Origin of the sequence: Vibrio spartinae, from assembly GCF_024347135.1 — a bacterium.
In the GTDB taxonomy this organism is placed as follows: domain Bacteria; phylum Pseudomonadota; class Gammaproteobacteria; order Enterobacterales; family Vibrionaceae; genus Vibrio; species Vibrio spartinae.
On record NZ_AP024908.1, the window covers coordinates 53,057 to 67,898 of the forward strand.

Below are 14,842 nucleotides of genomic sequence, written 5' to 3' on the forward strand. Positions count from 1 at the left end.
TAAAGGATAAGTTATGAAAAATGTTACAAAAGGATTATGTCTTTTTGTTCTAATCGGATTCGCTTGCGAATCACCGATATATGCTGCTTCAAGTAAGCTGGACAGGGCTATTAAATCCTATGAGAAGAAAGTGGTACGGGCTGAGCAAAAGGACTGTAATACTAATCTTGGAAAGCCAATCGGAACCATCAGTAAGCGTTGTGCAAGGTCAATGAAAAAACTGGACAAGGTCTTCGATAGATATTCCGATGAAATTAAATCCGACGCCAAGATTAGCAGCTTACGGGAAAGACAGGAAAAATTGCGAGGATTGCTTGATGGGATGGCGCATCAGGCCATCGTTGAGAAAGCTGCTCGAAATTATCGCAATAAAATTTCACTCATGGAAAGAAAATCCTGTCCCAAAAAGGAGAGCTATGGCTCTCGGGACGCATATGTCTGTCTGGAGGATGTGGAAAAAGCGGATAAGATCAAGGCAAGAATTCCTGCCGAGTTGTTGGATGAGCCAGTCATCAAAGACCTGATTGCGCGTCATGATGCCTTGAAGAAAATGCCGGAGTATATGGATAACATCTATGCCGATAAAAATGCGAAGTTTATGGAAAATGTTAGTCTGGTCGGTGATTTTGACAATACCGTCCACGATATCTCTTATTGGAATCAATTAGTCGTCGGAAAAGCGAACAAGCCGGCTGACATCGGTTATGTCAAGGGGTTGAAGAAGGATTTGCCTCGAATCAAACAATTAGCCGTGGATTGTAAAGGTAAATACGCGGAAATGGTTAAGAAGAACACCGGCAGAGACAGACAGGCAGAATGTGAATTGGCCGAAAATGCGGATAAATATTATGCACAATTGGCCGCTGTTTCATACCAGCGTCATCTTCAACAGGAAATCAAAAACATTAACGCCGTTATCGCCCGCTTGACCGATGACGGCTATATAGAATGGTCTGACTACAAGAAGTTTGTGTTGGATGGCAAAGACTATGTTCGCGAGTTGGAACAGAATATAGCTGAAAGCCATAAATTAGCTGGACTTGCAGAGCCCTCCTACGCTGAGCTGGAAGCTGGCATAGCCAAGATTCCGGAGACGATCAAGGTAGTTGCAACGTCTAAAAACAAAAACCGCTGGGCCGATGAAAAGACTGTATCCGTTTCGGATGCCATTGAAAAAAGGACAACTCAGGTTGTGAAAAAAATGGGGTATGAATTGGTTAAAGTCGGCCGTCAGGACGGGCCCTGGACCTTAGTTAAGAATGGATTGGGAATACCCCTGTACAAGAGCACAAAGGGGTGGGTCATGATGAAATATTCAAAAGACTCATTCTGCCGCATGCAACATGCCTCGTTTACCCGGACATATGACGGCACCGGTTATGCCGATGCTTCAGGTGTTAGCATTATTCCGGCAATTGTCCCCGTCCCGTGTGACTAGTCTCCTCTTGTCCCTTATTTTTAAAGTAAGGATGGGGAGTTAAACAGGCCCGATACCAGATCAGGATAGTTTGGTGTCGGGCCAGTTTTTTCAATCCTCTTCGGCTGTTTGGGTTATTGTGTAGGCTGTAAATTAAAGTATTATTTACGATTATAACTGAACCCATAGCATGAGACTCCCAGATAGGTATTGGCAATGCAGTTAGCCAGTATTTTTCTAATAGAGGGCATCACTTCTGTGGTGTTTGAAGGGGTCACAAAAAGATGTCACAAGATGTCTACGATTGTGAGAAAAGGACTGGTCTTTTTTAATATGAGTTATCGTCAATGTTACTAGTTAATCGCTTTAAAGTAAGAATTCTCGTGGCATTGTGCCTGAGTTTTTTTCTTTTCCATTCACCGCTTCCGGCTGCGAAAGACTTAACCCCTGAATCACAGCTAAAGCATGATATTAAGTATCATAAATTCACACAAAAACAGATGCATAAAATCCGGCAATTCCTCAATGCGGAGTCATATAAGAGTGTGGAGCGCAGTGTCAAGCAAGCTAAAATTTTTTATGCAAAAATCTCAGATGGGTATAAGGCCGTACCTGAAGGCCGTACCTTGAAAGATGAGTATGAAAAATTAATTCAGGAAGCTGAAAGTACGGTTGCAGGTAAACAAAATCCATCAATAGACAAGAAAATACTTAGGCTAGAAAAAGTCAATTTCTACAACCAAATACCTCAAATTGACAAACTTATAACATTATTGACTATCGGTAAGAAGAAAACGGCAAAAGAGTCTATTCTTTCTTACCACGATCTTGATTTTATTAAAGAGAACATTCCTGATTTACTCGCGTATGAGGATGAATTTCGCAAATCTTTTCCGGTTCTTATTGAAAAATTTCCAGAGTACGGCGTCCATGGTTCATACATGACCATTACTATCAATATGGTTTTAGATTCTTTTAAAAATGCCAGGGTATACCAGGCTAGCTTGTTAGAAAGAACCTGTAATGCAGCCGCGCAAAAGCAGGTTGAAAAAATGGTTAAGGTAAAAGACCTATTTATGGAAAAGCGCATTATTGCAGAATCCTGGCTCGATGTTTTCTACTCTAATAATACCGATGCATTTATCAACAAGCTTATCAAAAGAGATTCTTATTGTGTCAATAATGGACATCCACTTGATAAAAAGGTAACTGCTAGATTAGGCGCAATAAAATCCGATATCATCAAGCAGTTAGAGTCAAATCCACGTAAATGGACGTTTGCTGAATACCCACAACAAACCGCTAGAATGAGAGATTTAGCTAAAAAATATGCCAAAAAAGTGGGGGGGAAACTCGAAAGGTACGGCGCTGAAAATGATGCGACCTTGTTTAAAAATTCTGGTGGCTTCCCGCTTTATAAAAGTTATTCTGGTGTCATGGTTATCCATATGAAGAATGAGCCGTTTAGCAGAGGCTATTTTACCAATTTTAAAAACCCATTTGATGGTACGGGATACTCTGGTATTTCTGAGATGTTAAAAGTCAGTCCATATGTCGCTGTATTTAACCCGAATTCCGCAGTTGAACGCTCGTATTAGAGGGTAACCTGCTGTTGCGTAGTATCATATATAAAGACACCCAATGATTCAGTAATGACTTCAGTTAAGTAAAAGTGAGCTTCGGATGCTGAAGAGTATCTTGTTCGGCAGTTATGCCAAAGGCGATTTCAATTATGGAGTACAGAATGAAAACAATCGGAATGTTAGGTGGGATGAGTTGGGAATCAACCGCCAGCTATTATAAGGCAATCAATGAGGGGGTTAAGTCTGAACTTGGTGGTCTACATTCTGCAAAAATTTGTTTATATAGCGTCAATTTCGATGAAATTGAAAAGCTACAACATGAAGGCAAGTGGAATGAAACGGCATTGATTTTATCGAATGCAGCAAAGTCAGTTGAAGCTGGTGGTGCTGATTTTTTAATGATTTGCACCAATACAATGCATAAAGTTGTTCCAGAAATTGAGGCTGAAATTTCTATCCCAATTCTTCATATTGCCGATGCAACTGCCAATAAATTGGTTGCTGACGGTGTTAAAAAAGTTGGGTTACTTGGTACTCGCTTCACAATGGAACAGGATTTCTATAAAAGTCGTTTAGTTGATAAATTTGGGATTGATGTCATTGTTCCTAATCCCCACGATCAGACCGTTGTTCACGACATCATTTATGACCAATTGTGTCGGGGGATGATTTGCACTGAATCGAGAGAACAGTATTTGAATATTGTAAACAGTTTACATCAGCAGGGTGCCGAGGCTGTGATACTTGGTTGTACTGAAATCGCGCTGCTTATTCAACAAGGACATACACAAGTACCATTGTATGATACGACTGAAATTCATGCTGCACGGGCCGTTCAATTAGCAATATCGAATGATATGGTAATATAAATCAAGGTGATGCGTTATACTCAGAGGTTTTGGTCGCGTGTTTGGTATGCTTTGCTGGTTCAGTGTGGTACACCTTATTGCAGGCGTTATAATAACAAGGAAAGTTGAATGAAAATAACGGTATTGGATGACTATCAGGACGTGGTCAAAACTCTGGATTGTTTTGAATTACTGTCAGCGCACGATGTCACGATCCTCAATGAAACCCTCCCGGAGGCAGAGTTAGTCACCAAGCTGATAGATACTGATGTTCTCGTGTTAATCCGAGAGCGCACCGTCATCACTGAGTCACTACTTTCTCAGTTGCCACGCCTACAGGTTATTAGTCAAACGGGTAAAGTCAGCAATCATATTGATGTTCGCTTGTGTGAGAAACACGGTGTGAAAGTACTAGAAGGTCGCGGCTCTCCAATCGCGCCTTCAGAGTTGTGTTGGGCTTTGCTCATGGCAGCAAGTCGTCATATTCCAGCATATGTTTCTAACCTTCAAAATAACCAATGGCAGGACTCAGGTGTCCTTGGCTTAGGTCGCACTTTAAAGGGGTTAAAACTCGGTATTTGGGGTTACGGAAAGATAGGACAACGAATAGCTCAATATGCAAAAGCGTTTGAAATGACAGTTGTCGTTTGGGGGAGTATTCAATCTAGAAATTTAGCCCTCGAGCATGGTTTTGAAGCTGCGGCGTCAAAACAAGCGTTCTTCTCTACCTCAGATATAGTGTCACTGCATTTACGGCTAAATAAAGCAACCAGAGCATGTGTTTCTGCCGAGGACCTCCGTCTCATGAAACCAGATTCTTTATTTATCAATACCAGCCGTTCAGAACTTGTCGCAACTTCGGCACTTTATCATGAGCTGGTCTCCGTACCAACGAAGCGAGCAGCCATCGACGTGTTTGATCATGAGCCAGCATCTGTAAGCAACGAACCCTTGCTTTCATTACCCAACGTAACGGCAACACCTCATCTTGGATACGTTGAACAAAATAGTTATGAGTTGTACTTCAAAATAGCATTTGAGAATATTTTAGCTTTTGAGCCGGGTGCAGTATAAATCGTTGCATCGCTATGGTGGGTCTCACCTTAAATTAGGATTATGTTGCTATTCGAATTCATCGTATAAAAGGGAAGAGAAATGGTTGTGCTCAGAGAGATGAGACAAGAAGAATATCCGGCATTCTGTCAGTATTTTATTGATGACTATAGTCAGGAAATCGCTACGAATTACGGTCATTCAATGGCGTTGGCAATTGAGCTAGCGGAAAAAGATTTGAATCGTTGTTTTCCAAATGGTCTGAAAGACACAGAGCATTCACTGCTATGTATTGATGCGGAAATTGAAGGGGAACAACATTTAGTCGGTTATCTATGGCATTCCGTTAATCACAACGACAGTTCAACGTTTATCTATGATTTCTTTATCGCGCCAGAGCATCGAAGCCGAGGTTTCGGCCGGCAAGCCATATCAGCGTTAGAAAAACAGCTTCAATCAGCAGGCATAAATCAAATAAAGTTAAGAGTCGCGTATCATAATGAACGAGCATTAAAGTTGTATAAAGAGGTCGGTTTTGCCGTAACAGGTTTCAATATGTCGAAGACAATATTGAAACGGGAGACGAGTCATTAATCAGCATCAAACTGGACGAAAAATCATAGAGTAGTGGCTTTTCTTAACCAAAAAGAAAGCTGTTATTGAAAGTAATATAACCACTATAAATTTAGATGAGACATCCGATGAAACTCGAATCAATTGCTCTGCATGAAGGCTATAAATCCGAAGCGACCACGAAAGCCGCAGCTGTACCCATTTATCAAACCACATCGTATACCTTTGATGATACTCAGCATGGCGCAGATCTGTTTAATTTAGCTGTACCGGGTAATATTTATACTCGGATTATGAACCCAACGACCGATGTGTTGGAAAAACGTGTGGCAGCGATGGAAGGCGGCATTGCGGCGCTCGCGGTGTCATCAGGTATGGCGGCCATTACCTATGCGATTCAGTGTATTACGCAAATGGGTGACAATATTGTAAGTACCAGCCAATTGTATGGCGGTACGTATAATTTGTTTGCGCACTCGCTGCCACGCCAAGGTGTGGACGTGCGTATGGTGTCGCATGATGATTTTGCGGGGTTTGAAAACGCAATCGACGAAAATACCAAAGCGGTATTTTGTGAATCGATTGGTAATCCAGCCGGCAATATTGTAGATATTGCACGTTTGGCGGAGATTGCACACAAACACGGTGTCCCTTTGATTGTCGATAATACGGTCGCCACGCCTTATTTGTGTCGCCCGTTTGATCTGGGTGCCGACATCGTTGTGCACTCACTCACGAAATATATTGGCGGCCACGGTACAACGATTGGCGGGATTATTGTTGATTCTGGCCAGTTTGATTGGGTTGCCAATAAAAAACGTTTTCCGATTCTTAATGAGCCAGACCCTTCCTACCACGATGTGGTTTACACTGAAGCCCTTGGGGCTGCCGCGTATATAGCGCGTTGTCGAGTGGTGCCACTGCGCAATACCGGCTCTGCCATTTCACCGGTGAATGCGTTTCAAATTTTACAAGGTTTGGAGACGTTGGGTTTGCGGATGGATCGCCATTGTGAAAACGCTCAGCGCCTTGCGGAATATTTACAGCAACACCCGAAAGTCGAGTGGGTAAACTACGCTGCCTTACCGGATAGCCCGTATTATGCAACCTGCCAAAAAATTACGAAGGGCAAAGCCTCGGGTATTTTGAGTTTTGGCATCACCGGGGGAATTGATGCCTGTGCCAAGTTTATCGATTCGCTCGATATGATTTTACGCTTGGTCAATATTGGCGATGCGAAATCACTGGCATGTCATCCTGCTTCGACTACGCACCGTCAGCTGAATGAAGAAGAGCTGAAAAAAGCCGGTGTGAGTGCCGACTTGGTGCGTATTTCGGTGGGTATTGAGCATATCGACGATATTATTGCCGATGTATCGCAAGCGTTGGATAAAGCCTAAAGAGTGATTCGAAGGCCTGCATTGAATTTAGGATGACAATCCTCTTTCTGATGCAGGCATCCATGCCCGGAATGGTTTACTTGGTTTTGAATTGAGTGAAACACTTTAAAAGCTAACTTGATCGCGTGTATAGATTAGACAGCACTCATGCAGTGATTTCTGTCTTACCATTCTATTATATTCACTAATCATTTATGTAAGAAAAATATATGATAATCCCTCGTATGAAAGAAAATATAACATGGTCAAAAACGCCATTTTCTGGTGTTGAATTTTTTTGGCTATCTGAGAAAACTGAAAATGGTAGAACGGCAATACTCAAATTTGAGGAGCATGCAGAGTTACCGTTGCATCATCATCCCGGCTGGGAACAAATATATGTTCTTGACGGTCGTCTACAAATAAACTCAGAAATTTATGCAGCAAATGATTTTGTTCTTATCGGTGCAAGGACCGATCATTCGGTATTGGCTTTAGAGCCGAGTAAATATATGACTATTTCACAAATGGAAGGCGTAACAGTTGTTGAGTAACAGGTGTTGAGTAACGGTTAGTTAACAAACGGTTAGTTAACAAACGGCTTGGTGTTGACGGCGCATTGTGGTTAGTTGGTCATTGCGTTGGCAGATGCTTAACCGGGCGTTATATTTTTATCGAGTCGTGAATGCTCTCAAATAACAGGGAATTTAAATATGGATTGGGCACTCTTCAGTATATTTGTAACAGTCGCTATTGCGCATTTTCTGGCATTATTAAGTCCGGGGCCTGATTTCGTACTTGTTGTAAAAAGCGCTATAAAAAATGGTTCTAAAAAATCGATTGGGGTTGCAGCCGGTATAGCAAGTGCGAATGCATTATATATTGCTCTTTGCTTAATTGGTGTCGGTTCACTGTTGGCAAGCTCTGTAATCATCATGATCGCACTGAAAGTTGCAGGTGGTATTTTTCTTGTTTATCTAGCGATTATGGCTTTAAGAGCCAAGAAAAGTGACTATCAGGATCTGGAACTGTCTGACAGCCAGAGCCAGCAATCAGAGACTACTTTTGTAAAGGAATTCATTACAGGGTTTATGTCTGGCATTTTGAACCCTAAAAACCTTTTGTTTTACTTAAGCCTATTTACTGTCGTCTTAACTAATGATGTAAATTTTGGTTTTAAAGTGGGACTTGGTCTTTGGATGACATCAGTTGTTTTTGTATGGGATTTGTCTGTTATTTATGTACTATCAAGGGACAAGATGCGTCGCAAATTTTCAAAGCTAGCTTATTATATAGATAAATGTACTGGCGCTATTTTAGGCCTGATTGGTTTCACAATAGTAAAATCAGCTTTAACCAAATAGTTCGAGCGCAACAAAAATATAACAAGTTAATCAACTAGCAACAAGGTTGTGGACTTGCAACGTCTGCGGTTAACCCACTTTGTAACTTAGCGTTCAATTCAGGCTTAGTTGAAAACGTAGTCGCTCGTATTTTCTCAACAAATGTAGCCTTACTCCATGCTGTAAAAGCAAATAATTTCATTTTTGCTGGTACTGTCGTTGGGCGATAACGAAGAGCTGGGGAAAAGAGTGCTAAATAAAACATCCTGTGACTTACATCGATTTTTTCAACTAAAAGAGCGGCTTATTTTTTAAATTCAATCGTATGATTTTTATGTGGTTTATTTATTGTGATCAATACCTCAATTATTATTGTGTATTTACTTATTCGTGTGTTTGGAATTAGTGGCGGGGGTCAAAGATAATAAAAAACATAACCGATAAACAAATTATGAATATTGCGCTCTCAAAGCTAAATACTACATTTTAGACTAGCGTCAAAACGTCGGCTGTTATTTGACAAAACAGTCAAGATAACCACTCTAAAATTTTTCAATTAAGCGACGTAATTGACTAGAGATTATTATTTTTCAATCTGATAACGAATCGAGTGACCTTATTTTAATTAAGTCCCTTAATCGAGAAAGATCACAACATCTAATCCGAGCTAATAGGATGTTTACTTTATAAAAGGAAAACACAATGAATATAAAGTGTCTCTCTAAGAACATGTATGCCAAGGCATCGGCAGCCATTGTTCTTGGAGTACTTGCAAGCAGTGTTACTGTACCTGAAACTGCGCTTGCAGCGAACCCTATTGTATCACATGTTTATACGGCTGATCCTGCCGCCCGTGTTTTTAATGGGCGGGTCTATGTAGTGACCACGCACGATCAAGATACTCAAACAGGTTATAACGAATTGGTCGATTATTATTTATTTTCTTCCGATGACATGGTGAACTGGCAAGATCACGGCATTATTTGGAATTCTAAAACGAATACAAACTGGGCCAATTTGGCTTACGCCCCTGATTTTATAGAGCGTAATGGGAAATATTATTTATATTTTCCTGATGGTGGCGGTTCAATTGGTGTGGCTGTTGCTGATAACCCAGAAGGTCCTTATGTCGATCCACTCGGTCATCCTTTGGTAGATGGCAGTACACCAAATGGCAGTGTGCAGTGGATCTTTGATCCCAGCGTGTTTATTGATGATGATGGTCAAGCCTATTTGTATTTTGGTGGCGGTGGTGAGGGGAATGCCCGTGTGATCAAATTAAATGATGACATGATTAGCACCAGTGGCAGTGCCATATCCCTCAATGTCCCCAACTTCTTTGAAGCGCTTTATATGCATAAGCATAACGGCACTTATTACTTATCATATTCTTCCGATACCAGTTCGGGCATGAAAATTAATTATATGACCAGTAATAATCCGACTACAGGATTTTCCTACCGAGGTACGGTTTTGCCCAATCCATGGGAAAATAACTTCAATAACAATCATGCTTCAATTATTGACTATAAAGGTAAAAGTTACATTTTTTATCATAATCGGGTTGTGGCTAACGAACGTGGCGCGAGTACTTTTCAGCGTTCAGTCAATGTTGACCTTTTAGAGTACAACGCTGACGGTACCATAAAACAAGTGAATGCCGGGCGCGCTGGTGCACCACAACTGAAAACGGTCAATGCATTTAATATCAATCAGGCTGAGATGTTTGATGAAGAAAATGGCATAGAAACTGAGAACGCGTCTGATGGTACCTTGAATATCATGATGGGTACGGGTGATTGGATAAAAGTATCTGGTGTTAACTTTGGCAACGGTGCTCAAGAGTTAAAACTACGCGCAGCCACAGACACTGGCTCAAGTTTAGACGTTATTTTGGATCGCCTTAATAACTCTCCCGTCGCCACAATTGATATCAATGACACCGGTGGTTGGCAAACATGGCAAACCCAATTAACGGCATTAAACACCACGATAAGCGGTGTGCATGATGTCTATTTGCGCGCGAATGGGTGGCATAACTTAAACTGGTATCAGTTTACCGGCAGCGGTGGCAATGCCGGAAGTAGCTCATTAGCGGTCGAATTAGAGTCTTTATCAGGACAAAATCGCTTTAGTCCACTGAGTGTTAAATCAGATGGTGGCGCTTCCAATGGGAAATACATTGAATGGCCAAACAACGGCAGTCATCAAGTATTAAGTAGTCCTTCTAATTCTGCCAGCGGACAGGTGGCAATAAAATTCAACGTTTCTCAAACCACGAATGTCGGTTTTAATATGCTGGCGTCATTGGCTGGTGGTTACGATGATTCATTTTATTATCAGTTAGATTCGGGTAATTGGATCACGCAAAATAACACCACCACAAATGGCTGGGGTAAAATCACGCTTCAGACTTTCAATAACGTTGCTGCCGGTGATCACACACTCAGGATTTTACGACGCGAAGATGGTGCTAAATTAGATAAAGTCACACTCAATGCTGCAAGCGGTAATATTCGTTTACTTGCTGATGATAACAGTGGCGATGATGGCGATTATCAAGTACCCAGTAATAACTTTGCTGACAATGGTGGTGCAGAAGGCAGCTTAATGAATTGGTCTAAAACGGCCGGCTCTATCCGTTTAAGCAATACACAAAGTCACAGTGGCTCATCAAGTGTACTCATTACTGGACGCACTGCAAATTGGCACGGTATTACCTTTAACGTAGGCTCCTTAACCAATGGGAATCAATATGACGTCGCTGTATGGGTTAAATTAGCCGCAGGCTCAGCTGATGTACCCATTACGTTAACTGCAAAACGCCAAGAAGACGGTGATAGCTCAACGTACAATGAGTATGAACAGGTTGCGACTGCTGTTGCATCGGCGAATCACTGGACGCTATTACAAGGCTTTTATACCCAAAGCGGTACACCTTTTGAGCATTTTATTATTGAATCTGACAATGAAACCGTGAGTTTTTATGCGGATGATTTTTCAATTGGGGGTGAAGCTGGCAGTGGCAATCAAACGTGTGATTTGAAATCGAAATTCAGCTGGACATCAACCGGTCCGCTCATTTCTCCTCAAAGACGGAATTGGGCGTCAATTAAAGATCCAACCATTGTTCGTTACAACAATAAATATCACGTATTTGCGACGGTATTTGATACGGCTAGAAACACTTGGGGTGGGGTTTACTTAAACTTTAGTGACTGGAATCAAGCTGGTTCTGCAAATCAAGTCGATATGAACACCACTCGGGCAGGCAATACAGTTGCACCTCAAGTATTCTTTTTTGAACCAGAAAACAAATGGTACATGATTTACCAATGGGGAGCTAAATATTCGACTAATACTGATATTAGTAATCCAGCGGGTTGGACAACGCCTAAACCATTGTTACGGAATGGATTGAATAATGGTATCGATTATTGGGTGATCTGTGACGATAACTATTGTCATCTATTCTTCTCTGGCGACGACGGTAAGTTGTATCGTTCAAAAGTCTCGATTGGTAACTTCCCGAACTTTTCCGGTTATGAAGTCGTGATGCAAGATACCGCTGCGAGACTGTTTGAAGCCTCTAACGTTTACAAAGTGGAAGGAACGAATAAATATTTATTATTAGTAGAAGCATATTCTCCTCGTTATTTCCGCTCTTGGACATCGACAAGTTTAGATGGTCCTTGGACACCGTTAGCTGATACCAAATCAAATCCTTTTGCAGGGGCGGCAAATGTGTCTTTCCCTGGCGGCAAATGGACGGATGATATTAGTCACGGTGAGATGATCCGTTCAGGATATGATCAAACCCTTAAGATTAATGCCTGTAATATGCAGTATTTGTATCAAGGGCAAAATCCAAACTCAGGCGTATCAGATTATAATCGTTTACCTTATAGACTTGGTTTAATCAGCGCCAAGTAGTCATGCAGTAAGCAGTAAGCTATCGCCACCAGATAATCGGTGGCGATATGAATAAAATAATGATGTGGTGGTGGATGTTTTAACTGCCACATTCAATCTTACAACACAAAATTAAGATGATGATTATGAAATATATAAAAAATATATATAGCTTAATTGCACTGACTGTTTTGATGTCGATGTCGGCTATGGCAGCGCCTGATCCCAACTTTCATATTTACTTGATGGTCGGGCAATCAAATATGGAAGGTGCATCACCTGTTGAACCGCAAGACCGTATCACGAATCCCAGAGTCATGGTATTACAAGACGAGTCATGTGGGGGCCTCGGATATTACGGTCAATGGCGTGTCGCATCACCACCTCTCGTCCGTTGTTCTGGCGCTTTAGGGCCTGGCGATAATTTTGGCAAAATCATGGCGAACAATTCTGACAGCAAGGTCACGATTGGTTTAGTCGGTGCTGCACATGGCGGTCAAAAAATCGAATATTTTCTGAAAAATTGTCGTGATTTTAACGCATGTAAACCTACCTTTGGTTCGACACCTAACAACCTTTATGGTGGTTATCAATGGCTACTCGATCTGGCACGTAAAGCGCAGCAGAGAGGGGTAATCAAAGGTATTATTTTTCACCAAGGTGAAAGTAATACGGGTGATCCGGCTTGGCCTGGACGTGTTAAGCAATTAGTGACCGATATCCGTAACGATTTGGGGATTGGTAATGTTCCTTTCATTGCGGGTGAACTGCCTTATCCGGCATGTTGCTCTAGCCATAATCGTTTAATCGCGCAATTGCCGTCACTGATTACCAACGCGCATGTTGTCAGTGCAGCGGGTTTGAATATTCACGATCAATATCATTTTGATTCAGCAGGCGCGCGTGAAATGGGTAAGCGCTATGCAACCAAAATGTTGCAGTTAGTGGACACTGGTGCTGATGATGGTGCAGGAAGTAACACTATCGTTGTTCGCTTAAGTGGCGTTGTTGGTGATGAAAGCGTTAACCTGCAAGTCGGCGGGACCACAGTCAAAAACTGGACCGCGAAAAATTATATGGCTGACTACACTGTAAATACAAATGCGACGGGCGAAATTCGTGTTGGCTTTACCAATGATGGCGGCAATCGCGACGTTCAAGTTGATTACATTGTCGTCAATGGTGCTGTTCGCCAAGCTGAAGATCAATACGATAACACAGGCGTATGGGGCAATGGTACTTGTGGTGGTGGTTCATTTTCAGAGTGGCTTCACTGCAATGGCTCTATAGGATTTGGTGGATTATAAACAGTAGTGGCGACACCCATTGTTCGGGTTGTCGCCACATCATGAGTCATCGCGTAATCACTGCACCTCACCTTTTAATCTTCCCAGCCTCCGGTTCCAAATTTTGACGCACAATCTCGTTTTTCGGTTTCAGAGGCATTGGTGTCTTGTGCGCCAGTTACTCTTGCCGAGATGCAAGAGTAACCAGAAAATCTTTTTTGTTTGACGGCGTCGCATGTTGTCCAGAACCGACTTTTACGGGCGTCCTGCCCGGAAAAGCCTAACCATTCTTCCATGAATGGTTTTCTTGGTTGAGGGGGTGATTTGCGTGCGGTGAAACATTTTTAAACAGTCAATTTGGTCATTGAACTCAGGGTGAAAAATCATGGACGATTTTTCAGGATTGCTTGAGCAGGATGCGAATCAATCCGACCCTGATAACGCGCACTGAACCTAAAAAAGATGCTTTTGGTTCCTTTTGACATCTATCAAAAGGAACTGGGGCGCATTCGAAAATGCTAATGAAATCAATGAATTTTATTGCGTCCCAAACACCTACATCACAAGTCTTATTAGTCTAGCCTCCGGCTCCCAAATTTGACGCACAATCTCGTTTTTCGGTTTCAGAGGCATTGGTGCTCTGTGCGCCAGTAACTCTTGCCAAGATGCAAGAGTAACCAGAAGATCTTTTTTGTTTGACGGCGTCACACGTTGTCCAGAACCCGCTTTTACGGGCGTCCTGCCCGGAAAAGCCTAACCATTCTTCCATGAATGGTTTTCTTGGTTGAGGGGTTGATTTGCGTGCGGTGAAACATTTTTAAACAGTCAATTTGGTCATTGAACTCAGGGTGAAAAATCATGGACGATTTTTCAGGATTGCTTGAGCAGGATGCGAATCAATCCGACCCTGATAACGCGCACTGAACCTAAAAAAGATGCTTTTGGTTCCTTTTGACATCTATCAAAAGGAACTGGGGCGCATTCGAAAATGCTAATGAAATCAATGAATTTTATTGCGTCCCAAACACCTACATCACAAGTCTTATTAGTCTAGCCTCCGGCTCCCAAATTTGACGCACAATCTCGTTTTTCGGTTTCAGAGGCATTGGTGCTCTGTGCGCCAGTAACTCTTGCCAAGATGCAAGAGTCACCAGAAAATCTTTTTTTATTTGACGGCGTCACACGTTGTCCAGAACCCGCTTTTACGGGCGTCCTGCCCGGAAAAGCCTAACCATTCTTCCATGAATGATTTTCTTTGTTGGGTGGTTGATTTGAGTGGAATGAAACACTGAAAAAATGAAGCTAAATTGAACGATGTTCTCAGGGTAAAAATTCACGGATGAATTTTAAGCAATTCCCTAACAAAAGAGCTGAGCAGGAGCGAATAAAAGCGACCCTGATTATGTGTGCTGAACTTAAACTCAAGGCACTTTTGGGGACTTTTGCTG

12 protein-coding genes are annotated in these 14,842 nt (G+C 42.0%); 10 read left to right on the forward strand and 2 right to left on the reverse strand.

The features are described 5' to 3' along the window. The first annotated feature begins 13 nt into the window (after positions 1 to 13). The 10 genes from OCU60_RS18005 to OCU60_RS18050 all read left to right on the forward strand — a co-directional run bounded on the left by OCU60_RS18005 (position 14) and on the right by OCU60_RS18050 (position 13,415). Entirely contained in the window at positions 14 to 1,438 is a 1,425-nt protein-coding gene (locus OCU60_RS18005; RefSeq protein ID WP_074372026.1) for a hypothetical protein, read from the forward strand. 326 nt (positions 1,439 to 1,764) lie between these two features. Beyond that, on the forward strand, positions 1,765 to 3,015 hold the full coding sequence (locus OCU60_RS18010; RefSeq protein ID WP_074372027.1) for a hypothetical protein: 1,251 nt from the start codon (positions 1,765 to 1,767) through the stop codon (positions 3,013 to 3,015). Positions 3,016 to 3,161: 146 nt separating this feature from the next. After that, the gene (locus OCU60_RS18015) at positions 3,162 to 3,869 is read left to right on the forward strand and encodes an aspartate/glutamate racemase family protein (RefSeq protein ID WP_074372028.1); all 708 of its coding nucleotides are present in this window, start codon (positions 3,162 to 3,164) and stop codon (positions 3,867 to 3,869) included. 108 nt (positions 3,870 to 3,977) lie between these two features. Beyond that, a complete protein-coding gene (locus OCU60_RS18020) occupies positions 3,978 to 4,922 on the forward strand; it encodes a D-2-hydroxyacid dehydrogenase family protein (protein WP_074372029.1) in 945 nt (314 codons plus the stop codon). 81 nt (positions 4,923 to 5,003) lie between these two features. Next, positions 5,004 to 5,495, forward strand: a complete 492-nt coding sequence (locus OCU60_RS18025) for a GNAT family N-acetyltransferase (protein WP_074372030.1) — start codon at positions 5,004 to 5,006, stop codon at positions 5,493 to 5,495. Between the two features lie 107 nt (positions 5,496 to 5,602). Further along, positions 5,603 to 6,874, forward strand: coding sequence for an O-acetylhomoserine aminocarboxypropyltransferase/cysteine synthase family protein (locus tag OCU60_RS18030; RefSeq protein WP_074372031.1), 1,272 nt, complete (start codon positions 5,603 to 5,605; stop codon positions 6,872 to 6,874). A 224-nt stretch (positions 6,875 to 7,098) separates the two neighbouring features. Further along, positions 7,099 to 7,407 (forward strand): cupin domain-containing protein, encoded by a 309-nt coding sequence (locus tag OCU60_RS18035; protein WP_159439443.1) that lies wholly within the window; start codon positions 7,099 to 7,101, stop codon positions 7,405 to 7,407. Between the two features lie 159 nt (positions 7,408 to 7,566). Next, positions 7,567 to 8,217 carry a LysE family translocator gene (locus OCU60_RS18040; RefSeq protein WP_074372033.1) on the forward strand — a complete coding sequence of 217 codons (651 nt, stop codon included), beginning with the start codon at positions 7,567 to 7,569 and terminating at the stop codon, positions 8,215 to 8,217. A gap of 681 nt (positions 8,218 to 8,898) precedes the next feature. Continuing rightward, a complete protein-coding gene (locus OCU60_RS18045) occupies positions 8,899 to 12,129 on the forward strand; it encodes a non-reducing end alpha-L-arabinofuranosidase family hydrolase (protein ID WP_083602585.1) in 3,231 nt (1,076 codons plus the stop codon). 125 nt (positions 12,130 to 12,254) lie between these two features. Next, a complete protein-coding gene (locus OCU60_RS18050; RefSeq protein WP_074372034.1) occupies positions 12,255 to 13,415 on the forward strand; it encodes a sialate O-acetylesterase in 1,161 nt (386 codons plus the stop codon). 74 nt (positions 13,416 to 13,489) lie between these two features. Here the strand turns inward: OCU60_RS18050 and OCU60_RS18055 are convergent, their stop codons facing one another. Both OCU60_RS18055 and OCU60_RS18060 read right to left on the reverse strand, forming a co-directional pair. Then, positions 13,490 to 13,690 (reverse strand): hypothetical protein, encoded by a 201-nt coding sequence (locus tag OCU60_RS18055; protein WP_074372035.1) that lies wholly within the window; start codon positions 13,688 to 13,690, stop codon positions 13,490 to 13,492. Positions 13,691 to 13,971: 281 nt separating this feature from the next. Beyond that, positions 13,972 to 14,163 (reverse strand): hypothetical protein, encoded by a 192-nt coding sequence (locus OCU60_RS18060; RefSeq protein ID WP_074372036.1) that lies wholly within the window; start codon positions 14,161 to 14,163, stop codon positions 13,972 to 13,974. Positions 14,164 to 14,842 lie beyond the last annotated feature (679 nt).